The sequence below is a fragment of the Candidatus Paceibacterota bacterium genome (assembly GCA_035452965.1).
GTDB lineage: Bacteria > Verrucomicrobiota > Verrucomicrobiia > Limisphaerales > UBA8199 > UBA8199.
Window position 1 is genome coordinate 160,394 of record DAOTCE010000002.1, and the last position, 26,084, is coordinate 186,477.

Annotated in this window: 14 protein-coding genes; 8 read left to right on the forward strand and 6 right to left on the reverse strand. The window is 64.3% G+C overall.

The window, feature by feature from the left end; all coding sequences use genetic code 11:
• Nucleotides 1–116 precede the first annotated feature (116 nt).
• Both P5205_02695 and hypF read left to right on the forward strand, forming a co-directional pair.
• A complete protein-coding gene (locus P5205_02695; protein ID HSA09256.1) occupies nucleotides 117–404 on the forward strand; it encodes a hypothetical protein in 288 nt (95 codons plus the stop codon).
• The gene (hypF, locus tag P5205_02700) at nucleotides 386–2,776 is read left to right on the forward strand and encodes a carbamoyltransferase HypF (protein HSA09257.1); all 2,391 of its coding nucleotides are present in this window, start codon (nucleotides 386–388) and stop codon (nucleotides 2,774–2,776) included. The genes P5205_02695 and hypF overlap by 19 nt, the downstream gene beginning before the upstream one ends.
• Before the next feature lie 424 nt (nucleotides 2,777–3,200).
• On the opposite strand, the gene P5205_02705 is transcribed toward hypF, so the two are convergent.
• The 6 genes from P5205_02705 to P5205_02730 form a co-directional block, all read right to left on the reverse strand.
• Nucleotides 3,201–5,186: an FAD-dependent oxidoreductase gene (locus tag P5205_02705; protein ID HSA09258.1), complete on the reverse strand. Its 1,986-nt coding sequence runs from the start codon at nucleotides 5,184–5,186 to the stop codon at nucleotides 3,201–3,203.
• Nucleotides 5,187–5,190: 4 nt separating this feature from the next.
• Nucleotides 5,191–6,612, reverse strand: coding sequence for an arylsulfatase (locus tag P5205_02710; protein ID HSA09259.1), 1,422 nt, complete (start codon nucleotides 6,610–6,612; stop codon nucleotides 5,191–5,193).
• A 221-nt stretch (nucleotides 6,613–6,833) separates the two neighbouring features.
• Nucleotides 6,834–9,971, reverse strand: coding sequence for a CusA/CzcA family heavy metal efflux RND transporter (locus tag P5205_02715; GenBank protein HSA09260.1), 3,138 nt, complete (start codon nucleotides 9,969–9,971; stop codon nucleotides 6,834–6,836).
• A gap of 10 nt (nucleotides 9,972–9,981) precedes the next feature.
• Entirely contained in the window at nucleotides 9,982–11,301 is a 1,320-nt protein-coding gene (locus tag P5205_02720) for a TolC family protein (GenBank protein ID HSA09261.1), read from the reverse strand.
• Between the two features lie 81 nt (nucleotides 11,302–11,382).
• The gene (locus tag P5205_02725) at nucleotides 11,383–13,059 is read right to left on the reverse strand and encodes an arylsulfatase (protein ID HSA09262.1); all 1,677 of its coding nucleotides are present in this window, start codon (nucleotides 13,057–13,059) and stop codon (nucleotides 11,383–11,385) included.
• Nucleotides 13,060–13,325: 266 nt separating this feature from the next.
• Complete coding sequence (locus P5205_02730; GenBank protein ID HSA09263.1) at nucleotides 13,326–14,990, reverse strand: arylsulfatase; 1,665 nt, start codon at nucleotides 14,988–14,990, stop codon at nucleotides 13,326–13,328.
• Between the two features lie 145 nt (nucleotides 14,991–15,135).
• Between P5205_02730 and serA the strand changes: the two genes are divergently transcribed.
• The 6 genes from serA (at nucleotide 15,136) to pyk (ending at nucleotide 25,940) form a co-directional block, all read left to right on the forward strand.
• Entirely contained in the window at nucleotides 15,136–16,737 is a 1,602-nt protein-coding gene (gene serA, locus P5205_02735) for a phosphoglycerate dehydrogenase (protein ID HSA09264.1), read from the forward strand.
• A 20-nt stretch (nucleotides 16,738–16,757) separates the two neighbouring features.
• On the forward strand, nucleotides 16,758–17,867 hold the full coding sequence (locus P5205_02740) for a peptidylprolyl isomerase (GenBank protein HSA09265.1): 1,110 nt from the start codon (nucleotides 16,758–16,760) through the stop codon (nucleotides 17,865–17,867).
• Between the two features lie 680 nt (nucleotides 17,868–18,547).
• Nucleotides 18,548–19,783: an efflux RND transporter periplasmic adaptor subunit gene (locus P5205_02745; protein HSA09266.1), complete on the forward strand. Its 1,236-nt coding sequence runs from the start codon at nucleotides 18,548–18,550 to the stop codon at nucleotides 19,781–19,783.
• Between the two features lie 4 nt (nucleotides 19,784–19,787).
• The gene (locus P5205_02750; protein HSA09267.1) at nucleotides 19,788–22,955 is read left to right on the forward strand and encodes a multidrug efflux RND transporter permease subunit; all 3,168 of its coding nucleotides are present in this window, start codon (nucleotides 19,788–19,790) and stop codon (nucleotides 22,953–22,955) included.
• Nucleotides 22,955–24,460, forward strand: a complete 1,506-nt coding sequence (locus tag P5205_02755) for an efflux transporter outer membrane subunit (protein HSA09268.1) — start codon at nucleotides 22,955–22,957, stop codon at nucleotides 24,458–24,460. The genes P5205_02750 and P5205_02755 overlap by 1 nt, the downstream gene beginning before the upstream one ends.
• Nucleotides 24,461–24,485: 25 nt before the next feature.
• Entirely contained in the window at nucleotides 24,486–25,940 is a 1,455-nt protein-coding gene (gene pyk, locus P5205_02760) for a pyruvate kinase (GenBank protein ID HSA09269.1), read from the forward strand.
• Nucleotides 25,941–26,084: the final 144 nt, after the last annotated feature.

Here is a 26,084-nt window from a genome sequence, read left to right on the forward strand (position 1 = left end):
GGCAGACGGAATTTGAGTGCCGGAGGTTACCAGGTTTCGCGCGCCGGGGCGAGGAATTGCTTTGTTTTCACGAGCTTGACTTGCCAGAGTTCAGAGCGCAAAGCACGCAACGTGTGATGAGCCAGAGTGAATTGAATTTCGGCGCGGCCGAGTCCGAGCGGGGTTACACCCAATGGCTCGCCGCGCGCCGCGTGGCGGCAGAGGAACTGGCGCGGCGGATTCAGTTGCCACTGGGGCATCAAGTGGAGGTCTGGCTCTACGGGGGCGTTCGGCTGCGCGGGCAACTGCGCTTGCGGGAGGAGTTGTTATTCATGGATGAAACGGCCATCCGGCATCTGGAATTGGTCGTGGACGGCGGCGCCTTCGCCTGCCGGGAGATCGAATCGTGGGTGAGGTTGGATTGAGCGCGCGGCTGAAGATCATTGCGCGGGGCGCCGTCCAGGGCGTCGGCTTCCGCCCGTTCATTTACCGGCTGGCCACCGAGGCCGGTCTGGCCGGCTGGGTCAACAACTCGGCTCAAGGCGTATTCATCGAGGTTGAAGGCCCCCGGGCGGCCCTGGAGACTTTCCTGCTGCGTCTCGAGGCGGGCAAACCGCCGCGCAGTTCCATCCAGAGTCTCGAAGCCTCCTGGCTCGACCCGGTCGGCTTTGCCGGCTTTGAAATCCGCCCGAGCGAAGCCGGCGGGGCCAAAACGGCGCTGGTGCTGCCGGACATCGCCACCTGTCCCGATTGCCTGGCCGATATCTTCAACCCTCGCAACCGCCGTCACGGCTACCCGTTCACTAACTGCACCAACTGCGGCCCGCGCTTCAGCATCATCGAATCGCTGCCCTATGATCGCGGGAACACTTCGATGAAGGCTTTCACGATGTGCCCGCAATGCCAGGCCGAGTACGAGGCCCCCCGCGACCGCCGGTTCCACGCCCAGCCCAACGCCTGCCCAGTCTGCGGCCCGCGGGTTGAGCTGTGGGACCGGATAGGAAAGCCGGTGTCGGGCGGGCGCGAATCGTCTCCGCGCAGTGGCGCGGCCTTGGCGGCGGCTGCGGAGGCCATTCGCCAGGGGCGGATTGTCGCGGTCAAAGGCCTCGGCGGCTTTCACCTGATGGTCGCGGCGCACCACACGGACGCCGTGCGGCGCCTGCGGGAGTTGAAACACCGCGAGGAGAAGCCCCTCGCGCTGATGTGTCCTTCGCTGGCGGCCATCAAGGCGGTCTGTGAAGTGTCGCCATTTGAGGAGCGCCTGCTGCGTTCGCCGGAAGCCCCGATCGTCCTGTGCCGCCGCCGGCAGGCAGCGGCCCTGTCCCCGGCCATTGCGCCGGGCAATCCCAACCTCGGCGTGATGCTTCCCTACACCCCGCTGCATCACCTGCTCCTGTTCGCGCTGGGCTTTCCCGTCGTGGCCACCAGCGGCAACTTGAGCGACGAACCGATCTGCACCGACGAGCACGAGGCGCTCGAACGCCTCGGCGGCATCGCCGATTTGTTCCTGGTCCATAATCGTCCCATCGTGCGGCACGTGGACGATTCCATCGTGCGGCTGATGGCGGGGCGCGAACTGGTCTTGCGCCGCGCGCGCGGGTATGCCCCGCTGCCCATTCCGCTCCGCCCCTCGACCGGCGATGCGGTATTGGCCGTCGGCGCCCACCTGAAGAACAGCGTCGCGCTGGCCGTGGGATCCCAGGCGTTCATCAGCCAGCACATTGGCGACCTGGAGACTGACGAGGCTTTCGAAGCGTTCCGCCGGGTCATTGCCGACTTCCAGGGACTTTACCAGGCGCGCCCTGCGACCATCGCTGCCGACGCTCACCCCGATTACCTCTCCGCCAGGTTCGCCCGCGAACTCGTGTCGGAGGCCGGGCGTGCTGACGCCAGCGCGGCAGGAACAGCGCGGCCCACTTCCCCCCCCCCTCGACTCGTCGCCATCCAGCACCACAAGGCCCACGTGTTGTCCTGCATGGCCGAGAATGAGCTGGACCCACCCGTCCTCGGCGTCTCCTGGGACGGCACCGGTTATGGCCTCGACGGCACTGTTTGGGGCGGCGAGTTCTTCCTGGTGACGGGAACCGCCTGCGAGCGCGTGGCCCATTTCCGGCCGTTCCGTCTTCCCGGCGGCGACCAGGCCATCAAGGAACCGCGCCGAACCGCCCTGGGCCTGCTCTTCGAGATGTACGGCGAAGCCGCGTTCGGCATGTCCACCCTGGCCCCGGTGCGCGCCTTTGCGTCCGCCGAACTGGGGCCGCTCAAGACCATGCTGGCGCGCAACCTCAACTCGCCGCTGACCTCCAGCGTCGGGCGGCTCTTCGACGCGGTCGCCTCACTTGCCGGGCTGCGCCAGCAGGTGCGCTTCGAAGGCCAGGCTGCCATGGAACTCGAGTTCGCCCTCCAAGAGGCCGAGCCAACCGACGAAGCCTACGAATTGCCCTTCCGCTCCGATCACCAATCCAACGCCCCGGTCCGGGCGCCGCTCCAGCTCGATTGGCAACCCTTGATCGAGTCAATCCTGTCCGACCTGCAGCGCAACGTCCCCATCGGCCGTATCTTTGCCTGTTTCCACAACTCCTTGGTGGAGAGCATCCTCGGGGTCGCGCGACGGATGGGCCAGCAGCGCGTGGTGCTTTCCGGCGGCTGCTTCCAGAATCGTTACCTGACCGAGCGGTGCGTCCGGCGGTTGCAGGCGGAAGGCTTTCGCCCCTATTGGCACCAGCGCGTCCCCCCCAACGACGGCGGCATCGCGCTGGGACAGGCCGTGGCGGCAGCACTTCTGCCGCCAGGATGAACTTGGCCGGCCTCGGGCCGCGCTGCGGGGCTGCAATTGCATAAGTGAAATAGGCACAGTGGGTTACCCATATCTACCTACGGTGTGGATACGGTGTGGATACGGAGAGACTCCCTTGTGGACTGGGGCCCGATTCCGGCCAATACCAAACAGATTCGGTGAGCGCCCATATTCCGTATCTTCTGGAATTGCGCCGTATACGCGGCATTACTGTCGGAAGTGAGGCAAATACAGCAGGTTGCGCCAGGAAGCACCCGAGAGGTCACCAAGTCTTGGACTGCGGCGGGAAGCGAAGCGCCACGCCGCTTTCGGCAACGCAACTGTGCTCGAAGAGCAGTGCCGTGCTCATTCACCCTCCGCGGAGTTGCGATGGAGCACGGACACTCTGCCCCCAACATCCATCGTCGCGGCGGCAGGATACGACTCAGGGCAGAGCTTTAGCAGCTTCCCGGCCTGCGCCGCGCTCCATGAGCTGTTTGAGCTTGTCGAGGTGTTGCTCATAGACAGCGCGAGGGTTGCAGTCGTGCTGTTTGCAGAGGGAGGCGGCCATGCCGACAATTTCGCCCATGGTGCCGCAGGTGCGCATGACGCGGACAGGGCCGAGGGCTTCGTGGGTGACGCTGATGTCGCGGCCGGCCATGAAGAGGTTTTTCACGTTGCGGCTGTAAAGGCAGCGGTAAGGGGCCCAGTAGGGAGTCGGGTATTTGCCGAAGGAGGCCCTGGAGATGAACTCCACGCCTTGGTGTCCTTTGTCAAAGGCGGGATCGGGCAGGTGCAGGTCAATGGACCAGGTGCAGGGGAAGGAGGCGTCGGGAAAGAAGCGGTTGGTGCGGAAATCGTCCCCGGTGAGGATGACGTCGCCCAGCAGGCGCCGGGACTCGCGCTTGCCGGCGATGAAGGCGGCCCAGTTGAGCTTGTGGTTGGGGAAGACCTTGTCCACGTTCTTGAGGGTGTCCCAGGCGCCGTACATGGCGCGAAAGTTCTGGTCGCGAATCCACTCGGCGTCGGCGATGGGGTCGCGGTCGAAGCCGCTCTCCCAGTACCACGCGCCCAGCTTGCGCAGCGGGTCTTTGACTTCCTTGCCGCCGGGCATTTGCCGCCCGGGGAAGGGTTTGTCGCGCAGATCAATCGCCCACGGGCAACGCGGGAAGGGGGCGGGGTCCTTGCCGGCGGCAAAGGTCATGTTCAGCGCGTTGGTGTCGTCGCACACGCACTTGGGGAAAGGCTCGGGCTGGCCCGTATCTTTGACGTGCCACAGGTTGCTGGGGCCCATGTGCCCCGAGAGCGTGGTGTCGGAATCCGCCCCGGCCAGGGCTCCGACCGCGCCGTCGCCGGTGCAGTCCGCAATCCAGCGGGCGGCCAGGCGTACGCGCCGGGCAGTGCGGATATGCTGCGCCACGACGGCCCGAATCACGCCGTCCACGGCCTCCACGGCATTGACCCGCTGTTCGAGGAGCAGGTTGATGTTCGGCTCGCTGCGGACCAGCGCCAGGCGGCGATCGTCTTCGTAGAGCTCGGCGGTGTTCCCCTCACCGTAGTGCGCGCGTTTGCTGGGCTCGAGTTCGGCGACAATGTCGCCGATGCGCGGGTATGGTGGCAGGTTGATGCCGCCGCCGAGCCAGACGCGAACCTCGGAGCTGTTGTTGCCGCCCAGCACGGGGCGGTCTTGCAGTAAGGCGACCTTGAGCCCCTGGCGCGCGGCGGACAAAGCCGCGCAAGTGCCGGCAATGCCGCCGCCGACCACTACCAGGTCGTAGCTCCCGCCGTCTTCCGGTGCTTCGGGCAGCCCGAGGGCCTGGCGGCGGAAGGCTGCGAGGGCAAACGATTCGTTGGGTGGCTTGAAGCCGAGGTCGCGGCAGAATAGAATGGCGTCGCAGCGACCTTCAAAGCCGGTCAAATCGTGCAGTGCGACCTTGGCCTCGCGGCCGACCTTCACTGTGCCGCCATCCTGCCAATGCCACGCCGCGCCTTCGGTGCCAAACGTGGTGGCCAGCGGCTTGCCATTGATCAGCACCTTGAACCGGCCCGGCGCTCCGGAGACCTTCCATGGCGCCACCCAATCGCGCGTGCGGACCCAGACGCGGTATTTGCCGGCGGCGGGGAACCGGACGGTGGTCTGCGCGTCGCGGACCGGCTCGCCCAAACCGTGGGCGAGGAGATAGGGCGAGCCCATTTGGTCCATGAACTGTTGGTCCACGACCCAGCCGCCGATTGCCGCGAACTGCTCGGCTTCGAGCAAAACGACCGGGGATTTTAAGGTCAGGCTGGCGGCGGGCAGGCTGACAGCGGCAAGCAGCAGCAGGAGGACCGGCAGGATGCCCGCCGGCCTGGAGGCGGTGGCCGGCCGCGATCTCGAGTGCCTGGTGATGCGTGAAATGTCCCGGGAGGCGGTGACAAGCTCGGTCTTCATATCGTTAATCCTTTTCACCCCAAATCCTGGGCGCCTTGTAGTCGGCGGTTTGGGGTTGGTTGCCAGGCGCGACGGCCTGCCTGGCGAGTGCGTCATAGCGGGCGCGGAGTTCCTTCACCTTGTCCGGTTGCTCGGCGGCAAGGTTGCGTTGCTCGGAGGGATCCTGCGCCAAATTGAACAGCTCCACGCCGCGCGGCTGGTCTTTCCGGGCGGCCTTCTTGCGTTTGGCCGGTGGGGGACTTACGTCTTCCTCGCCAACGCCGACCACGCCATTGACGATCAGCTTCCAATCGCCGACGCGGATGGCACCGCCTCGCGGCGTGGTGTTGAGCAGGATTTGGTCGTGGGGGGAAGGCTTGCCCTGGGTGAGCACGCCCAGGATGTCGCGGCCATCGAGCGGGAGCTTTTGTTCGAGCGAGGCGCCGGCCAGCTTCAGCAGCGTGGGATACCAGTCCACCATGTGCAGCGGCTGGGAGATCGCGGCGCCCGCCTTGATGCGCCCCGTCCAGGCGACGCAGGCGCAGACGCGTGTGCCGCCCTCGTACACGGTGCCTTTGCCGGAGCGGAGCGGGCCGTTGCTGGTGACGCGGCCCGGGGCGGGTCCGCCGTTGTCGCTGGAGAAGAAGATCAGCGTGTTGGTGCGAAAGCCGCGGGCATCGAGCGTGGCCAGGACCTGGCCGATAGCCTCGTCCATCGCGGCCACCATGCCCGCGTAGGTGCGGCGCGGTTCGGGGAAACTGGCGTACGGCGCGCAGTATTTCTCCGGCACCTGGTGGGGTGAATGCACCGCGTTGAAAGGAACGTAAAGGAAGAACGGTTTGTCGGCCGGTTGTTCGCGCAGGAGGCGCTGGGCTTCGCGGGCAATCAGATGGGTGCTGTAGCCTTCGTCGCGGCAGACGCGGTCGTCGCGGTGCCAGTCGAAGCCGTCGTCGCGCACGTGCGTGAAGTAATCCAGCGCGCCGCAGTAATGGCCATATTGATGGACAAAGCCGCGTGAGGTCGGCAGGTAAGCCCGTTCGTAACAGCCCAAATGCCACTTGCCGACAATGGCGGTGGTGTAGCCTGCGTCTTGGAGGACCTTCGGCAACAGCCTCTCCTCCAGGGACAAGCCGCGGTGCTCCCAGGGCTTGATGACGCCGACCTGCATGCCGTAACGCATGGGATAACGCCCCGTCATCAGCGCCGCGCGGGTGGGCGAACAAAGCGGCTGCACGTAAAACTGTTCCAGGCGCGCGCCGGCGGCGGCGAGCGTATCAAGGTGGGGCGTCTTGATCTCCTTGCTGCCGGTGAACCCGACGTCGGCGTAGCCGAGGTCATCGGCGAGGAAGAAGAGCACGTTGGGTCGGACATCCGCCGCGAAGGAGGCAACGGAGAGGAGGGCGAAACCAGCCACCAGAACGACGGAGACAAGGCGGAACACTTTCATAATTCGACGGCGAGGTTATAGGGCTCCGGAAACCGCCGCGAGGAAATTTTCGACCGGCGAGGCGGGATGTTGCGGCATTCCTCCAGCCAGGCCTGCGCGAAGCTCACGCCCGCGACGCAAGGGTTTGACGGGCGGCAGGTAATCGGCCTCCTGCTCTCAAGAAATTTGCCCGGCTGTCGCCAACTGCTCCCGTGCCGGGGTCATCAAACGGCGGCCCTGCTTCAGTTCGGCGCTGCGCATCGTTCGCGTTCGAACCAGACATAGAGCACGGGCAGTAACACCAGTGTCAGAAAGGTCGAGCTGAGAATCCCGCCAATCACGACCGTCGCCAGCGGGCGCTGCACCTCGGCGCCAGGGCCGGTCGCCAGGGCCATGGGCACGAACCCGAGGCTCGCCACAAATGCCGTCATCAACACCGGCCGCAGCCGCGTGAGCGCGCCCTCGAACACCGCCTGGTAAATGCGGTGGCCCTGGGCGCGCAGTTCGTTGAAGTAGCTGATCATCACCACGCCGTTGAGCACGGCGACGCCGCTCAGCGCGATGAAGCCCACCGCGGCGGTGATGCTGAACGGCATGCCGCGCACATACAGCGCCAGCACGCCTCCGGTGATCGCCAGCGGAATGCCCGTGTAAATCAGGAATGCCTGCCGCAGGCTGCCGAATGCCACGAAAATGAGCAGGAAGATCATCACCAGCGCCGCGGGCACGACGATCAGCAGCCGCAGGCGCGCCTCCTGCAGGTTCTTGAACTGCCCCCCAAACTCGTAGGTGTAGCCCTCGGGAAACCGAATCTGAGCCCGGATCCGCGCTTCGGCGTCGTTCACAAAACCCTCCACATCGCGGCCGCGCAGATTGATCATCAGCGCCACGCGCCGGTGCCCTTCTTCGTGCACGATCGGGTCCACGCTGGCGACGCTCCGGAACTCCGCCAGCTTTTCCAATGGCACCAGCCCATGCTCGCCGACCCGCACGGGCAGAGCGCGGATTTCTTCGAGGCGCTCGCGCAGGTTGCCTGCCAGCCGAACGACGATTTCGTGCCGCCGGTTGCCATCGTAGATCAGGCCGACGGTCTGTCCGGCCAGGGCCGTGCCGATGGTTCGGTTCACGTCGGCCGCATGCAGATTGTAGCGCCGCAACGCCTCGCGGTTGAGGATGATCTCCAGCACCGGCGCGCGGCCCTGCGCCTCGAACTCGACCTCCCCCGCGCCCGGCACCTGGTCCAGAATCGTTTTGGCCTGCGCCGCCAGCTTCTCCATCAGGTCGTAATCCGTGCCGATGATCTTGAGGGCCAGGTCGGATCGGACGCCCTCAAGCAGTTCGTTGAAACGCATTTCGATGGGCTGCGCGAAGAGGAAACTCTGATCGGGTAATTCCCTGGTGATTTCTTGCTCAATGAGCGCGGCCAGGGCGGACTTGGTGATGGGCTGGCCGTCCGCCTGGCGCCACTGCTCGCGCGGTTTGTAGAATATATAAAGGTCATTCTGGCTGGGGGGCATCGGGTCAGTGGCAACCTCGCTCGTTCCCAGGCGGCAGAAGACCCGTTCCACTTCCGGAATTTTCAGCAGCAGCCGCTCGGTCGCCATCTCCATTGCCAGCGAAGCATCGAGGTTCATGCTGTTGGTGCGATAAACCATGACCGTGTGCGAGCCCTCGTCGAGCTTGGGCACGAATTCCGCCCCGAGCTTCAGAAACGCCAGCACCGAGAGCGTGGTCCAGATCACCGTGCTCACCGCGATGAGCCAAGGCTGGGCAAGGACCAGCCGCAGGGAGGGCGCGTAGAGGCGCTTCATCAGGCGCACCAGTGGGTTGTCGGCTTCGCTCACTTTGCCGCCTAACAGGTAGGAGCAGAGCACGGGCATCAGCGTCAGCGCCAGCACCAGCGCGCCTCCCAGCGCCAGCATCACGGTGATCGCCATAGGATGGAACATCTTGCCCTCGACGCCGGTCAGGGCCAGTAGCGGCACATAGACAATCGTGATGATGAGCACGCCAAAAAACATCGGGTTGGCGACTTGTTTGCTCGCGGCGCCGACCGTCTCCAAACGCTCGGCCGGGCTCAGCACCCGGCCCAGTTCCTTCTGCCGCTCGCCCAACCGCCGGACGATGTTCTCCACCATCACCACGGCGCCGTCTATGATAAGGCCGAAGTCCACCGCCCCCAGGCTCATCAGGTTGCCTGAGACGCCGAGCCTCACCATGCCCGTGAGGGCGAACAGGAACGACAGGGGAATCGCTGCCGACACGATCAGCGCCGCGCGCCAGTTCCCCAACATCAGCAGCAAGACCACCACCACGAGGATGGCGCCTTCGAAGAGGTTGTTCTTCACAGTGGCCACGGTGCGGTCCACTAGGTCAGAGCGATCGTATTGTGTGCGGATTTCGACGCCGGGGAGCAGACGGGAAGCGACTTCGCGGAGGCGTTCGCCGAAGCGTCTTGCGACGATGCGGCTGTTTTCGCCGGCCAGCATCATGGCTGTGCCGAGGATGGTTTCCTCGCCGTTCTCGGTCGCCGCCCCGGTGCGGAAACGGGAGCCGATGGCGACGTCGGCGACGTCCCCGACCAGCAGCGGTTTGACGTCGCCGGCAAACTTGACTGGCAGGCCGGCGATCTCCTCGACGTTGCGCACGCGGCCTACCGTCCGAACGGTAAGCTGGTTGTCGCCGCTGTTAATGACGCCACCCCCGGTGTTTTCGACGTTCTCGCCCACGACCATCGCCAGGTCGTCGAACGTCAAGCCCGCGCGTTCCAGGTCGCGCGGGCGCGGCTGGATCACAAGCTGCTTTTCGTGGCCGCCGCTGGCGTTGATTTCGGCGAGGCCCGGGGTGGTGCGCAGCATGGGCTTGATGGTGAACTCGTGCAGCTCGCGCAGCTCGCGCAACTGTTCGAGGCGGTCGGCCGGCCGGTTGGTGGCATCGGCGCGCCACGCCACCGTGTAGTAGTAAATCTCCCCCAGGCCGGTGCTGATCGGGGCGAGCTTGGGGGTGAGGCCCGGCGGCAAGCGGTCGGCGACCGCCTGCAGCCGCTCGGCGACCAGTTGCCGCGCGCGGTAGATGTCCATGCCATCCCGGAAGACGAGCGTGACCTGCGAGAGGCCGAACTTGGTCAGGGAGCGCATCTCTTCGACCCCTTGAATGCCGGACAGCTCCATCTCGAGGGGCACAGTGACGGCCTTCTCGGTTTCCTCGGGCGCGAGCGCGAGCACCTCGGTGTTGACCTGCACCTGGGGGCTGGTGATGTCGGGCACCGCGTCAATCGGCAGGTGATAGGCCGACCAGAGGCCGATGCCGCAGGACACCGCCGCCACCAGCAGCAGAAACGGCCGCTGCCGCAGCGAGGCATCAATGAGACGGTGCAGCATGGCGAGTCGCTCAGCGCGCGACCAGGGAATCGAGCGATCTCCCGACGAGAACCTCCAACTGCTGCCGCTGATCAAGAGCCTCGTGGCGGGTCGCCAGCAGGGCCTCCAGCGCGTCCAGGTATTTCAGTTGCATTTCGACGTAGGTCGTCACCGGCACGGCGCCGAGCCGGAAATGCCGGTCGGCCAGCTCGGCGGCTTCGCGGAATTGGGCTTGCGCGTCGGGGCGCCACTGAGCCATCTCCACGAGGTGGGTGCTGAGCGCCAGCGCATGGTCAGCCACCCGCCGCTCGACGTCCCGCTGGGTAGCGCGCAGGGAGGCTTCCGCCTGCTGCTCGCGCGCCCGCGCCGCGTCGATATTGCCCTGGTTTCGGGTCCACAGGGGCACCGGCACGCTCACACCCAGGCCGACGATCTGCTGCTCGTCATTGGCCCGTTCCGAAGCAAAAAACGGCGTGAGGGTCACCGTTGGGTAGCGCTCGTTCCGGGCCAGTTGCACCCGGAATCCCTGCTGCGCCAGCTCGGCCTGGCGCATCCGCAAGTCGAAACTGTTCGTTGCTGCCGCCTCGAGCAGCACCGGCAGCGACGGCGCGTTTGTCGGCACCTCCAAGCTGCCTGTGAGCCGCAGCGGCGCTCCTGCCGGAGAGCCTCGCAACTGGTTCAGCTCCAGCAACGCCCCCTGGACCTCGCGCCCGGCCTGCGCTGCGCGGCGCTGCAGGGTGACGGAAGTCGCCTCGATGATCCGCTGGTCAAGCAGCGGCGTCACCCCCGCCGGGTCGCGCTGCACCAGCACGTCGAGCAATGAACGGAACCGCTGCGCCACCTCGTGCACCGCGTCGGCTTTCTGCTGCGCCGCCAGTGCCAACTGGGCTTTGGTCCGCGCCCGCGCCGCCAGCGACGCCTGAAACTGCGCCAGTCCGAGGTCGGCGAGTTCCACCTGCCCGTTGGCAATCGCCTTCCGCAAGGCAATGCGCCCCGGGTATTCGAAGGCTTGCCCCACGGACACTGACCACGCCGCCCCGTCGCCCAATGCGTGACCGCCGCGATCCCAGACACGCTTGCCGCCAAGGTCGGCCGACACCTCCGGGTTCTGCCACTGCGCCGCCGTCCGGCGGCCCGCTTTGGCCGCGGCAATTTCCGCGTGGTAGAACTCCAACTCGGGATTGTGCCGCACGACCGCCTCCACGACCGCGTCCACCGATAGCGTGTTCGCGGCCCCGTTGGAGGCGGCCGGAGCCCCCGCCCCGGAGCCCGGCGTCATGCAGCAGCCCAGGAAAACCAATGACCAGAATGTGATGCACCTGCCGTTCAAGTGTGTTCTCGAGGTTGTCATAAGCACTCTGCGATGGCCGGATTATAATGAACCGCCTTCAAAGCACCACGCCAAACCCATCCACCCCGACCCAGGCACGAGCTAATTGAGCAGGGTCAGCACTACCGAGCGCACGTCCATGACCTGCTTGCCGGGGACGGACAAGGCACGCAGGGTCATCAAGCCGCGGCCTTGTTTCAGCTCGACGGTGCCCAGACGCAGCGGTTTGAAGTCCTTCACATAGGATTCGCCCTGGCGGGGAACGCGGTCGTGCCCGGCACCGCTCAGGGGAGGGTCATTTGCCGGTGATACTTTCCCCTGCACGCGGCTCCCCGGGAAGTTCAGTTCGATGAGCGAGCCAATGTCCGCACCGGGACAGGTGTAGTAGATGACCGCTTCATATTTACCGGTCGTGGCTACTTCCACATCCCAGGTGATGCTGTCGTTGGTGCCCGTCCAGTTCTTGAAGTAGGAGCAGTTTGGCGCGTTCGCGCTGCGCTGGACGTTGCCATGTGGCACGCCGTCGCGGGCGGGCAATTGGCTGCCGGGGAATTGAGGATAGCCGACTGTGAAGGGGCGGTGGTGGTCCTTGAAACCGGACAATAGGTCGGCCATCCATTCCGAGCGGGCTGTGGACAGGCGGGAACTCACCTCGGGTTCGGCGGCGGAGATATCGTGGTCCTGGCCGGGGTCGGCCTGCATGTCGAACAACTGGTTGTTGTCGTCGAGCCGGTAACGCTGGGTGCGCACGCTGACTCTGCCGTTCCAGTGGGAGAAGACCATGCGGTCCGGCCAATCGCCGGCCCCGCCCGAAAGCAGCGGCTTGAGGCTGACGCCGTCGAGGGGTTTGGCGCCAGCCACCGGGATGTTCGCCAGGTCAGCCAAAGTGGGGAGCAGATCCACGGCGCCAGCAATCTGGGGAATGCGCGAGTTGGCCGGAATGTGCCCGGGCCAGCGGACCAGGAACGGGACGCGCACGCCGCCCTCGTCCGTCGAGGCCTTGCGCCCTTTCATGCCACCGTTCCAGCGCCAACCGTTGGGGCCGTTGTCGCTGAAGTAAAGCACGATGGTCCGGTCGGCCAGCCTCAGTTCCTCCAGCCGGTCCAGGATGCGGCCCACGTTCCAGTCGATGTTCTCGCACATAGCCAGCGCGGCGCGGGTGTGAGCGATATCCTCCTGCCGCGGGTTGCGGGCGCGCAGCTTGAGTTCGGCATCCGCGAACTTGCGATAGAAGCGGTCGGGCACCTGCATCGGCGAGTGGGGGGTGTTGAACGGGAGGTAGCAGAAGAACGGGCGCTTCCGGTTCTCCGCAATGAACTTCAGCGCGTGGTCGGTCAGATCGTCTATGATGAAGCCTTTGCCCTGGACCGGCTTGCCGTTGTGGTCCAGCGGCGGGTCAAAGTAAATGCCCCAGTGGCCGGAGGTGAACCCGTAGTATTCGTCGAACCCGCGGGCGTTGGGATGATACGGGTACTGCGTTCCGTTGTGCCACTTGCCGAACGCGCCCGTGGCATAGCCGGCGGCTTTGAAGGTGTCGCCGATGGTCTTCTCGTCGAGGTTGATCCGCTCGCCGCCGGTCGATACCCCGCGCACGCCGCTGCGCGGGTGGTAACGACCGGTGAGAAACTCGGCGCGTGTGGGCGAGCAGACGGGGCTGACGTAGAACCGCTCGAACAGCGCGCCGTCTTTGGCCAGCGAATCAATCCTGGGCGTGGCAAGGTTGGAGTTGCCGTTCACGCTCAGGTCGCCCCAGCCCTGGTCGTCGGCGAGGATGACCACGACATTGGGCTGCGGGGCGGGCGAGGCGGAGGCTGACAGTGGCGGCGTGGATAACGGTGCGCAGAGGAGGAGAACCGAAACTCGAAGCGGCCCCAAAGCGGTGCTGGCATGGCGTCGGTTTGGGGACCGAGGGCGGGGGACAGCAGTCTTATCTGACATGCGGTTCCATTGGCTCCGAGGAGAACGATCTCGGGCTTCGGGTTTGCTGGCCTGATCACCCCGGGAACGACGGCGCAAACAGGTCTGCGTTAGAGTCATGCGCGGCTTTACTCCGTTGCGGGCGTGCTCTTCATCTGTGGCCCTGGCGTGCTGCGGCCGCGGGTCTTGTAGTCTTCAAGGACCGTCTTGAGACGTCGGACGACATCGTGCTTCACGCCGTAGAGGTTTTGGCGCTGGGAAAGGTCCTCGCGCAGATTGTAAAGTTCACTGGAGAACTGGTTGGTCACATAGCCGCGCTCCTGCTGGAACCATTCGGGTTCGCCCGGGCGGTTCCTGCCGCGATTGCCGTCGCCGCTGACAGCGTCAATCAGCACCCAGTCGCCCTGCCGGATGGCAAAATCCCCACGGCCGCCGCGGAGCACGGTGGCTTCGCGAATGGGGCGTTCGCCCTTCTTGCCCAGCAGCGCGGGAAGGATGTTGTAACTATCCTCGCCGGCATTGAGTGGCACTTTCGCCCCGGTGAGCGCGGCGCAGGTGGCCATCAGGTCCACGAGGCAGATGGTCTCGGCGTTGGTGGTTCCGGCGGGAATATGCCCCGGCCAGCGCGCCAGGAATGGCACGCGGTGGCCGCCTTCCCAGATGTCGCGCTTGACGCCCCGCAAGCCGTCCATGCTCCGGTGGCCGTAGCGGCGGATGCGGTCATAGGCCCCGGGATCAACTTCCACGCACTCCGGCCCGTTGTCGCTGGTGAAGATGACGAGGGTGTTGGCGGTCTTGCCCGCGCGGGCAAGCGCGGAGAGGACTTCGCCCACCGCGCCGTCCACTTGCGCGACGAAATCCCCGTAATCGCCTGCCTGGCTGCGGCCTTTGAATTCGTCCGTGGGCACGACGGGATAATGCGGCGCGGTGAGTGAGAAATAGAGGAAGAAGGGCTTGCTGCTCTTTGCGGTGTCTTCGACGTAGCGCGCGGCGCGGCGGGTGATCTCCGGCAGGATGTTGGTGAGGCTCCAGCCGGACACCATCGGCCCGGGACGGTTGAACGCGCCCTTCTGGAGCGGCGCGGCCAGCGAGGGCAGCCCGACGGTGCGGTCGTTTTCGATGAAGCAGTAAGGGGGGAAGTTGGGCAGATCCACGCCGAAATAGTAATCGAACCCGCGCGTCGTGGGACCGTTTGCAATGGTTTTGGTGAAATCCGCGTTGCCGATACCATCTTCGCTGGCAGCGGGCAGATTGTCTTTGGTCGGCCAGTCCCAGCCCAGGTGCCACTTCCCGATGCAGGCCGTGGTGTAACCCCGCTGACGCAGCAGCGCCGGGACCGTGAACCGGCCATCCTCGATCAGCGCCCCGCCCCACGGCGGCAGTACGCCGGACTTCAGGCGTGAGCGGAAGGCGTAGCGGCCAGTCAGCAGCCCATAGCGTGTCGGCGTGCACACGGCGTCCGGCGCGTGCGCGTCCGTGAATCGCATGCCCTCGGCGGCCAGCCGGTCCAGGTGGGGTGTGGGAATCTTCGACTGCGCGTTGTAGCACCGCACATCGCCATAGCCCAGATCGTCGGCAAGGATGACGACGATGTTGGGCGGGCGGCTGGAGGCGCCGCGCGCGGGCATTATCAGCAAGGGCAGAACCAGAAGCCCGGCCAGAAGTTTGGTGATCGGGCCTATCACCATCATCTTGCGTGGCGGACCCGCAAGCTGGGTTTGTGTGGAGCCCGAGGCGAGCCACCGCCACCGGGCCCGCAGCACGAGCGAACAACTGAAAATTGCTGGCGACATTGTCTGCCTGAAAACTAACCACTTCTTCAACATCCCACAAGCCGCCAGCCATAGTGCGGCGAGAGCTGCCCGACTGAGGGATTATTCCGTCGCTGTTTGCGCATTTGACCTCCGCCATGGCTTCCCATAGATTCAGCGCTTTCTTATGAAGATTCTGGTATGTGACCCTGTGTCCCCCAAGGGAATTGCATTGCTGCAGCAGCGGCCCGAGTTCGACGTGGTGGTTCTGCCCAAGCGACTCTCGGAATCAGAGCTGTTGCCTGTCGTCAAAGACGTCGTGGCGATGGTCGTGCGCTCCGAGACCAAAGTGACCCGTAAAGTGATCGAGGGGGCGCCGCAATTGAGGGTGGTGGGCCGGGCCGGTGTGGGTGTGGACAACGTGGATGTCGAGGCGGCCACGCAGCATGGTGTCGTGGTGATGAACACGCCCGGCGGCAATACCATCTCCACCGCCGAGCTTTCGTTCGCCATGATCCTGAGCCTCGCCCGCAAGGTGCCCCAGGCCAGCGCTTCCATGACGGAGGGCAAGTGGGATCGAAAACAGTTCCAGGGAACCGAACTGGCGGGCAAAACACTTGGCGTCCTTGGCTTGGGCCGCATCGGCAGCGAGGTTGCCAGGCGCGCCCTGGCCTTTGGCATGCGCGTGAGGGGCTATGACCCGTTCGTGACAGAGGCGCGCGCCAAGGCGCTGGGGATTGACCTGCTTGGGGACCTGGACAATGTGTATCGGGACGCGGACTTCATCACCGTGCACATGCCGGTAACCGAGCAGACGCGCGGCATGCTCAACGCGGCGGCGTTTGCCAAAATGAAGCCCAAGGTTTGCCTGGTCAACTGCGCCCGGGGAGAAGTCATCGTTGAGAACGACCTGCTGGCCGCGCTGGATTCGGGGAAAGTCGCGGCCGCCGCCCTGGACGTTTTTGCAACCGAGCCACTGCCGGCCGATCATCCCTTCCGCAAGCACCCGGGCATTACGCTGACACCGCACCTGGGCGCCAGCACCAAGGAAGCGCAGGAGAAGTGCGGGCTGGAAGTCGCGGAGGTCATCGCGGGTTACCTGCTTACCGGAGAGGTGCGCAACGCCGTCAACCTGCCGTACTTGGACGCGAAGACCTATGAGCAAATCAAACCTTACCTCACCCTCGGCGAGAAGCTCGGCCGCCTGCTTGGCCAGCTTGCGCCGCCGCAGGTGGACCGTCTCCACATCACCTTCGGCGGAAAGGCCCAGGAGTTGCCGAACATTGACCCGGTGACCCGCGCCGTGCTGCTGGGGTTCCTGTCATTCGCTTCGGCGGTGAAAGACCTTAACAACGTCAACATTCGCAGCATCACCTCCACCCTGGGGCTGACGGTCGAGGAGAAACGATCGAACGAGCCGGTCACGTTCAATGAGTGGCTGCACGTGCAGGCCTTCCGCAACGGCGAGAAGGTGGTTTCCGCCGGCGGCACGTTCTTCGGCTCGCCCGACAATCCGCGCATCGTGCGGGTGTTTAGCCAGCCGACCGAGATTGTGCCCTTCGGCGTGGTGCTGCTGCTCAGCAACAAGGACCTCCCAGGCATGGTCGGCTACATGGGGACCCTCCTGGCGCGGCACAAGGTTAATATTGCCAGCATGAGCCTGAGCCGTGATACTGCTGGCGGCCAGGCCTTAACGGTTTTGAATTTGGATAGCGTGCCGCCCCAGGAAGTGCTGGACGAGATCCAGAAGAACCCGGACATCAGCAATGTCAAGGTGGTCGAACTATAGTCAAAAACGAAAGATCCAATATGTTATTTAACTGGGTGGCAACGCCACTAGTCCTGCTTTTCCTGGGGTCCGCGCCTTCGGCGTGGGGCGCCGCAATGGATCAGCCAGCCTCAACAAACGCCGCCGCGGCTTCCAAGCCGGCACTCAAGCCCTCGGACCTCTTCGGCAATGCCGTTGTGGCGAAGGGCAAGGGGGTCGAAGTCGGCCGCGCCCAGTTGGATGAGGAGGTCATCCGCATCAAGGCGCAGGCGGCGGCCCAGAACCAGACCATTGCACCCCAGCAGATGCAAATGCTGGAGCGGAGCGTGCTGGATCGGCTCATCCAGCTCCAACTCCTGCATGCCAAAGCCTCCGAGGCGGAGAAGTCGGCAGGCAAAGCGGTGGCCGAGAAGCGCCTAGAGGACGCCAAAACCCGCCTCGGCTCGGAGGAAGACCTGAACCGGCAGCTGAAACTCATGGGCGCGACCCGCGAACAAGTGCTCGCCCAGTGGACCGACAACGCGATTGCCGAGAGCGTGGTCAGACGCGAACTCAAGGTCAACGTCACCGACGAGGATGTGAAGAAGTTCTATGAGGACAACCCGGCGCGCTTCGAACAGGAGGAGATGGTCCGCGCCAGCCATATTCTCCTCTTAACGACGGACCCCAAGACTCGCGCTGCCTTGAGCGACGAGCAGAAGGCCGCCAAGCGCAAACAAGCGGAGGACCTCCTGAAACGCGCCAAGGCCGGCGAAGATTTCGCCAAGCTGGCCAAGGAGCACTCGGAAGACCCGGGTTCCAAAGACAAAGGCGGTGAATACCAATTCCCCCGTGGCCGCATGGTACCTGAATTCGAAACCACGGCCTTCGCCCTCCAGACCAACCAGATCAGTGACATCGTCACGACGGAGTACGGCTACCACATCATCAAGCTGCACGAGAAGATTCCCGCCCGGAAGCTGGAGTTTACAAAGGTAGCCCCCGACATCAAAGAGGGCCTGACTGGCCAGGCACTCCAGAAGCAACTTCCGGACTACATTGCCAAACTCAAGACAGAGGCCGGAGTCGAAATCCTGGATGAGAAGTTGAAAGCCGTCGAACTGCCCGCTATGCCGGCAGACGCAGGCCAAGCCAAACCCGCCACCAACTAACCTGCGATTTCGGTCCGCGGCGACGCGGGGCGTTCAAAGGCTTTCAGGTGGGCCGCTTCACCGCCAACTCGAACATCTCAGCCTCACAGACGATGGCACACACTGCCCCAACCTTGCTTTTGCAGCCTTCTCCGTAACACCCCGAGTTTACGGTGGCGGCACGGTGGTGCCCCGGTGTGTATCCCATGGGGAGCGCTCCCCATGGGATACACACCGTAGCATCACCGCACTAACAAGCCATCCTCCAGCCAGCCGCCAGCCAACGCCGGTGTGCGGAACCGGAGAACTATGCTGGGCCGCGTCTGGCCATCGAACTGAAGCGACTCGCTTGCTCGCAGAAGGCGAACTTATTTGCTTGCCGAGGGGGAATGGTAGGTTAACGCTGCGGCTGATGATATGGCTGTCCTGACGGATCTGGCAATTGCGGCAAAGCAGTCTGACGCAGCGAAATTGGAAGCAGTGCGGCCATGCGCAAAAGCCCGCCTTGGCGAGACATTCCCGGACGGGAACGACGCTTCTGCGAGCGCTCTTCACTCAAGCTCCTTGAGGCACCCACAAATCCAGCTCCGTCAACGCCATGGATGAACGCCGGTGCCCGAACCACGAACATGAAGACACGCATCAGGAACAAATCGCAATCTGGCGTCGCATGGACTGCGCGCATTCGCAGGCATCAGATTATGAATGGCAAACCCGAACATTTCCTCCGCGTCTGGAAATCCGCCCGCCCTCCGCGGGTGCCGCGCTTGCTTGATTTCATCAGAGTCGCTCTGGCGTTGGCGGCGGTGGCGGTCGCTGCGGGCGGCTGCCAGAAAGCTGCACCGACGCAACTGCCGCCGCCGATCGTTCAAGTGATGAACGTCAGCGCGACCAACGTGACGATCCCCGTCGAGTTCATCGGGCAGCTTGATTCGCCGCAGAACGTCGAGGTGCGCGCGCGGGTGGAGGCGTTTGTGGACAAGATGCTGTTCATCGAGGGAACGGAAGTTAAGCAAGGGGACCCACTGTTCGCGCTGGACAAGAAGCCGTTTCTGGAACGGCTGGCCGCCGCTGAAGGCTCCCTGGCCGAGGCCAAGGCGGCGTTGAACAAGTATGAGAAGGACGTGGCCCGGCTCACCCCGCTGGCCACGAATCGAGCCGTACCCCAACAGGACCTGGATAATGCCCTTGCATCCGTGGACGTGGGCAAGGCGAGCGTGATCTCGGCGGAGGCGCGGGTGCAATCGGCGCAATTGGATTTGGGGTACTGCGATGTGCGGGCGCCAATATCCGGGCTGATCGGGGCCAAGCAGGTGTCCATCGGCGAGCTGGTGGGCAAGGGGACGCCCACGTTGCTGGCCACGATCTCAACACTGGACCCGATCTGGTTTTACTGCAGCGTCAGCGAGGTGGAATACCTCCGGGCGGAGCGAAGGGCGGTGGAAAGCGGGCAAAGAATTGGGGATCTCCCGGTGACGTTGGTCCTGGCCGACGGTTGGGAGTTGCCGTATCCAGGCAAGTGGGTGTTTCTGGATCGCGCCGTGGACCCGACCACGGGCACGCTCCGGCTGCGCGCGGAGTTCCCGAATACGAAGAAGGTGCTTCGTCCCGGCATGTTCGCTCGGGCGCGGGTCAACATAAAGATCGAGAAGGAGATCATTGTCATTCCGGAACGGGCGGTGCAGGAGTTGCAGGGCAAGAGCTTCGTGTGGGTCATCGGCGCGGATAACAAAGCGACGCAACGGCCGGTCAAGGTGGCGATCCAGGTCGGGGAGCGCCTGCTCCTCCTCGAGGGCCTCCAAGCCGGCGAGCGCATCGTGGTGGAAGGACTCCAGAAGCTGCGCGATAGGGGGCTGGTCCAACCGGTGACGGCGGAGCAGTTGGCGCAGGCCGCTGCGGCCCAGAAAGCGGCTGCGTCCACACACGGGAAGGAGTAGCGGCATGGCTGAATTCTTCATTCGGCGCCCCATCGTGGCGATGGTGATCGCCATCCTGACAGTGATCGTCGGGCTGGTGACCCTCCAGCGCCTGCCCATCTCCGAGTATCCGTCGGTCAGCCCGACCATGATCCAGGTCACGACCACTTACCGCGGGGCCGCCGCCGAGGCGGTCATGGAGTCGGTGGCCACGCCCCTCGAGTCAAAGATCAACGGGGTGGACAAGCTGCTCTACCTCCAGTCCTACAACGCGAACGACGGCAAGATGGCGCTGAATGTGTATTTCGACGTTGGGACTGACGTGGACATCATGCAGGTCAACACGCAGAACCGGGTCGGCCAGGCGGAGGCGCAGTTGCCGGACGCGGTGAAACGCGAAGGCGTAGTCGTCAACCGCTCCAGCCCCGACATCCTGATGGTGGTCGCGCTTTGCTCCCCCACGAACACCTACGACGCCGTCTTTCTCGCCAATTACTGCGACATCAACCTGGTGGATGCCATCAAACGCGTGAAAGGGGTTGGCGACGTGAAGAACTTCACCGCCCAGGATTACACGATGCGCATCTGGTTGCGGCCCGACAAGCTCGCGCTTCTGGGCATAACGCCCTCGGACATTCAGAGCGCCATCAAGGAGCAGAACGCGCAGTCGCCGGCCGGCCGGATCGGGGCCGAACCCGCGCCGTTCGGCCAGGAGAGCCAGTTCAACGTCCGCGCGCTCGGCCTGCTGAAGGATCCCAGGGAGTTTGAGGAGATTATCATTCGCGCCAATCCGGATGGTTCCCAGGTCAAAGTCAAGGACGTGGGGAGGGTGGAACTTGGCGCGCAAACGTACGACCTGCGCGCGCGGCTGAACCGATCGCCGGCGGGCGCCATCGGCATCTACCTGGCGCCGGGCGCCAATGCGATCGAAACGGCGGATAACGTGAGGAAGGTCCTCGAGGAGGCCAAGCAGCGCTTTCCGCCGGACATGGATTACGACATCACGCTCGATTCCACCCTGCCGATCAAGGCCTCGATGGAGGAGATCGTCCACACGCTGTTCGAGGCGGTGGTCCTGGTGCTCATTGTCGTCTACGTGTTCTTGCAGAGCTTCCGCGCCACCATCATCCCGATGTGCACCGTGCCGGTCTCCCTGCTGGGCGCGTTCATCATGTTCCCGGTGCTGGGTTTCGGCGTCAACGTGCTGACGATGTTCGGCTTGGTGCTGGCCATTGGCATCGTGGTGGACGACGCGATCGTCGTCGTCGAGGCGGTGCAGCACCATATCGAGCATGGGAAGACCCCGGTTGAAGCGACGCGCCAGGCGATGAAAGAAGTGTCAGGGCCGGTCGTGGCCATCGGTTTGGTCCTGTGCGCCGTGTTTGTGCCGGTGGCATTCATGGGCGGGGTGACCGGCCAGCTTTACAGCCAGTTCGCGCTCACCATCGCCGTGGCGGTAATCTTCTCGGTCATCAATGCGCTGACGCTCAGCCCCGCGCTGTCGGCCCTGTTGCTGCGGAAGCCGCAGCCCGGGCGTGGGCCGATCGCCAAGTTCTTCCAGTGGTTCAACCGCATGTTCGAGTGGTTAAGCGACCGCTACGGCGCGATCGTGGGCGGATTGGCCCGCAAGGCCGCGCGCTCGATGCTTCTGCTGGTCGCGGTGGTCGCCGGCATCTGGGTGATCGGGAAGTTTGTGCCGGGCGGTTTCATACCGGACGAGGACAAGGGGTTTCTGTTCGTGGCGGTGGAACTGCCAGAAGGGGCCTCGTTGCAGCGCTCGGACGAGGCGCTCAAGCGGGTGGAGGGCATTGTTTGTAATACCGAAGGGGTCCGCTCCGCGGTCGGCCTGGCCGGCATGAATATCCTCAACTCGTTGAATGTCCCCAACGCTGCTCTCATGTTCGTGGGGCTCCAACCTTGGGAGGAACGCAAAGCGCCCGGCTTGCACGCCCGCGCCATCGCCCGCGAGTGGAACAAAAAGTTCTTCGCCATCCCCGGCGCACGCGCCTTCGCTTTCGGACCGCCGCCACTGCCGGGTTATGGCAATATATCGGGCTTCACCATGCAGCTGCAGGACCGGTCGGGCGGCGGGATTGCGCAGTTGGCCCATTATATCCAGCAACTCACCGCGGATGTCGCTCAGCGGCCGGAAATTGGCCGCCTCAGCACCACCTTCAACCCGGCGACACCGCAGGTGAAGGTCGAGCTGGACCGCGAAAAGGCGCGGACGCTGGGGGTGCCGGTGGATAGCGTATTTGCCACGCTGCAGGCCTACTTGAGCGGGCTGTACGTGAATGACTTCGTTCGCTTCGGCCGGGTCTACAAGGTATTCCTGCAAGCCGAATCAAAGTTCACCGACAAACCGGACGACATTGGCCAGTTTTATGTCCGTAATAACAGCGGCAAGATGGTGCCCTTGAGCACCCTCGTGAATGTCAGCAAGATGTCTGGCCCGAACTTCGTCACCCGCTTTAATCTTTATAATTCCGCGGAGATGATGGGCGCGCCGGCGCCGGGCTACAGTTCCGGTCAGGCGATCAAGGCCATCGAGGAGGTCATGAAATCGATGCCTGGCGAAACCGGTTACGAATGGTCCGGCTTGACTTTGCAGGAGAAGAAATCCGAGGGCCAGGCCTCGATCATTTTCGGCATGGCGGTGCTGTTTGTATTCCTACTGCTGGCGGCTCAATACGAAAGCTGGAGTCTGCCCTTCTCAGTGCTGCTCGCCACGCCAACCGTCGTGTTCGGCACGCTGATCGGCATGCTGGCGCGACAGTATGACCTCAATGTGTACGCCCAGATCGGCTTGGTCATGCTCATCGGGCTGGCGGCCAAGAACGCGATTCTGATCGTCGAGTTCGCCAAGATGCGGCGCGAGGAGGGCAAAGCGATATTGGATGCGGCGGTGGAGGGATCGAAACTGCGGCTGCGGCCGATTCTCATGACCTCGTTTGCTTTCATTCTCGGCTGCGTGCCGCTGATGCTGGCCTCCGGGTCGGGGGCCGCCGCGCGGAGCACGATGGGGACTGGCGTTGTGTTCGGCATGACCATCGCCACCGCTGCGGGCCTGTTCATCATCCCGGTCTGCTACGTGTTTGTGCAGACCCTCTCCGAGCGAGGCAAGCAGCCGAAACCTCTTGATACCTCGCCAGCCACGGCTGCCGCGCACGCGGAGAAAGGAGAGCCGCATTAATGAAACGGGCCTTCATTCGAATCTCCAACTGCGCATCTCGGATTTCCAGCACGGCCCCTTTGGAGTCCATACTGCCTCTTACCCTGGCCGCGGCACTGGCGGGCTGCGCCGTAGGCCCTGATTACAGGCCGCCCAACGTGAACACACCCGCCGCCTACCGCCTGGCGGATTCGGACCCCAACGCGCTTTCCGGCACGAATTCCTTCGCCGACCTCGGCTGGTGGGAAATCTATGACGATCCGCAACTTGTGGCGTACATCGCCGAGGCGCTCACGAACAGTTGGGATGTGAAAATCGCCGCGGCGCGCATCTTGCAGGCTCAAGCCGCCGCCCGCATTACGCGTTCCCAGTTCTTTCCGACCGTCAGCGCCGCCGGCGATCTCGTTACCAGCCGTGCTTCTGAACGCGGTCCCAGCCCCATCCCCAGCAGTCTGGACCCGCAGGCTGAATTCGGCGACACGTTCGTTTCCATGCCGAGCTACGAGGTGGACCTTTGGGGCCGCATCCGCCGCGCTAACGAGGCCGCCCGCGCCCGCCTCCTCGCCACGGAAGACGCCCGGCGGACCGTGTGCCAGACCCTCGTCGCCGAGGTTGCGGCGACCTACTTCCGGCTGCTCGAATTCGACCTTGAAGTCGAGATCGGCCGGCACAGCTACACCAGTCGCACCAACTCGCTCGCGCTCACCGTAACCCGCGAGGAAGGCGGTGTCGCCTCGCTTCAGGATGTCTATCAGGCAAAGGTACTGGTCGCGACAGCGGAAGCGGCCATCGTCAGTGCGCTGCGACAGAGAGAGCAGGCAGAGAACGAGCTTAGCATCCTCCTGGGTCGTAATCCGGGCAAGATCGACCGCGGCATCCCGCTGGCAAAACAGCCGTTGCGGTCGCATGTGCCGGCCGGTCTGCCGTCCTCGCTGCTCGCGCGCCGACCGGACATTCGCGGCGCGGAGCAGCAACTCATCGCCGCCACCGCCGACATTGGCCAGGCCAGGGCAGCCTTTTTTCCGCAACTCGCACTTACCGGCATCTACGGCTACCAGACCACATCTCTTTCCGATCTATTCAGCAGCCCGGCGCGGACCTGGCAGTTCGGGCCATCGGTTACGATGCCGCTCTTCACGGGCGGACGCTTGCGCGGGGAACTGAGCCAGGCCAAAGCCCGCTTTGACGAGACTCTGGCGATCTACCAGCAAACGGTGCAGGGCGCGTTTCGTGAAGTGTCGGACGCACTCATTGCCTATCAACGCACCCGGGAATTCTTCGCCAAGCAGCGGGACCTCACCGAGGCGAACCGTGGCGCGGCGAAACTCGCCGGCATCCGGTACGAAGGCGGCGTGACGAGTTATCTGGAGGTTCTTTACAACGAGCAGCAACTGTTCGACACCGAGTTGGGCCTGGCCCGCGCGCGCCTCGATGAACTCCTAAGCGTGGTTCAGCTCTACCGCGCCCTTGGCGGCGGTTGGCAGGCACCGGCCCAAGCGGCTCAAGCCAAATCCGGCAGCCGCTAGATTCCCAACTGGATAACTTTTCGCCATGCACACGTTGCTGCCACATCACAAGACCAAGATCGTTGCCACCATTGGGCCGGCTTCGGAATCGCCGGAGATGCTGGAGCGCCTCATCCGCGCCGGCCTGAACGTGGCGCGCCTCAATTTCTCGCACGGCGCCTTTGGCGGCCACGCCGAGCGGATCGCCCGCATTCGCGCCGCGGCGAAAGCCGCCGGGCGGCGCGTCGCCATCATGGCCGATCTGCCGGGGCCCAAGATGCGGGTGGGCAGGATCGAGCCCGAGCCGATCGAGTTGCGCCCGGGCGAGAGCTTCACGCTGACCAGCGAGGACATGGTCGGCAGCCTGCGGCGGGTCTCGATGAGCTTTGCGCGACTGCCCAAGGTGGTCAAACCGGGCGACCAACTCTTCCTCAACGACGGATTGGTGCAACTGATTGTCGAACGCGCGGCGGGCACCGAGGTCCACTGCAAGGTCGCGGTCGGCGGCGAGCTTCGTTCCAGAAAGGGCCTCAATTTGCCGGGCATTGATCTGGGCATCAGTGCGTTCACCGAGCACGACCGCGCGTGCCTGGAGTTTGCCCTCCAGGCGGGCGTGGACGCCGTGAGCCAGTCGTTCGTGGAAACCGCTGCGGACATTGAGGCCGTGCGCACTGCGGCTGCGGCCATCGGCAAACAGCCTTTCGTCATTGCCAAGATCGAACGGGCAGGCGCGCTCCGGCACTTCGACGAGATCCTCAAGGCGGCCGATGGCATCATGGTGGCGCGCGGCGACCTCGGGGTGGAGGTGCCCATCGAGGAAATGGCTACCTTGCAGAAAAAGCTCATCGCCGAGGCCAGCCAGGCGGGCAAACCGGTCATCACCGCTACGCAGATGCTCGAATCCATGGTGTCGAGCCGTCTGCCGACACGCGCCGAAGCCACAGATGTGGCCAACGCGATTCTCGACGGAACCGATTGCATCATGCTCTCCGGCGAGTCAGCAGTGGGCAAGTATCCTGAGGAAGCCGTGGCCATGCTGGCGAGAATTGCGGTGTTCACGGAAGCCCATCGGCCACCCACACGCCTGATCGACCTAAAGGGGCCTGGCAGCCATCGCCAGCCCGCGACGGCGGCTGAAGCAATCGCCTCGGTGGTGGAAAATGCGCTGGAGACGGTCCCGTGCGCCGCCGTGTTTGTGCCTACCCGGACCGGCACCACGGCCCGAATGATCTCACGCTTCAATCCACCAGTCTGGATCGTCACCTTGAGCCGGGATGAAGCTATCTGCCAGGGGCTGGCTTTCTCCTACGGCACTCACCCCGTCCAAGTAGCCGAGGATCCGGAGGGCTGGGGCGACTTCGCCCGGCGGTGGCTTCGTGAACACCAGATCACCAGTCCGGTTGCTATGCTGGTGGCCGGACCGTCCACGCGTAATCCGGAGGCCAACTACCGCATCGAATTCCTGCGGACGGGCATGGGGCCGGCAAAGTCCCCATCCTAGCCGGAACACTTCACACCTGCGAGGGCGGGCCGCGGGCATCCTGCCCGCTTACACGGGTAGCGTGCTCCAAAGCTTGCCACAATCTGTATCCCTTGTGAACTAAGGCTAGCCAAGGCCCGGAACAAACCCTATCCTCTTCCCATC

Bases quoted from the DNA above. Each gene is read 5' to 3' on its own strand.
- P5205_02695 (HSA09256.1), top strand. From the start codon at position 117: ATGAGCCAGAGTGAATTGAATTTCGGCGCGGCCGAGTCCGAGCGGGGT.
- P5205_02705 (HSA09258.1), bottom strand. From the start codon at position 5,186: ATGAAGACCGAGCTTGTCACCGCCTCCCGGGACATTTCACGCATCACC.
- P5205_02710 (HSA09259.1), bottom strand. From the start codon at position 6,612: ATGAAAGTGTTCCGCCTTGTCTCCGTCGTTCTGGTGGCTGGTTTCGCC.
- P5205_02715 (HSA09260.1), bottom strand. From the start codon at position 9,971: ATGCTGCACCGTCTCATTGATGCCTCGCTGCGGCAGCGGCCGTTTCTG.
- P5205_02720 (HSA09261.1), bottom strand. From the start codon at position 11,301: ATGACAACCTCGAGAACACACTTGAACGGCAGGTGCATCACATTCTGG.
- P5205_02730 (HSA09263.1), bottom strand. From the start codon at position 14,990: ATGTCGCCAGCAATTTTCAGTTGTTCGCTCGTGCTGCGGGCCCGGTGG.
- serA (HSA09264.1), top strand. From the start codon at position 15,136: ATGAAGATTCTGGTATGTGACCCTGTGTCCCCCAAGGGAATTGCATTG.
- P5205_02740 (HSA09265.1), top strand. From the start codon at position 16,758: ATGTTATTTAACTGGGTGGCAACGCCACTAGTCCTGCTTTTCCTGGGG.
- P5205_02745 (HSA09266.1), top strand. From the start codon at position 18,548: ATGAATGGCAAACCCGAACATTTCCTCCGCGTCTGGAAATCCGCCCGC.
- P5205_02750 (HSA09267.1), top strand. From the start codon at position 19,788: ATGGCTGAATTCTTCATTCGGCGCCCCATCGTGGCGATGGTGATCGCC.
- P5205_02755 (HSA09268.1), top strand. From the start codon at position 22,955: ATGAAACGGGCCTTCATTCGAATCTCCAACTGCGCATCTCGGATTTCC.
- pyk (HSA09269.1), top strand. From the start codon at position 24,486: ATGCACACGTTGCTGCCACATCACAAGACCAAGATCGTTGCCACCATT.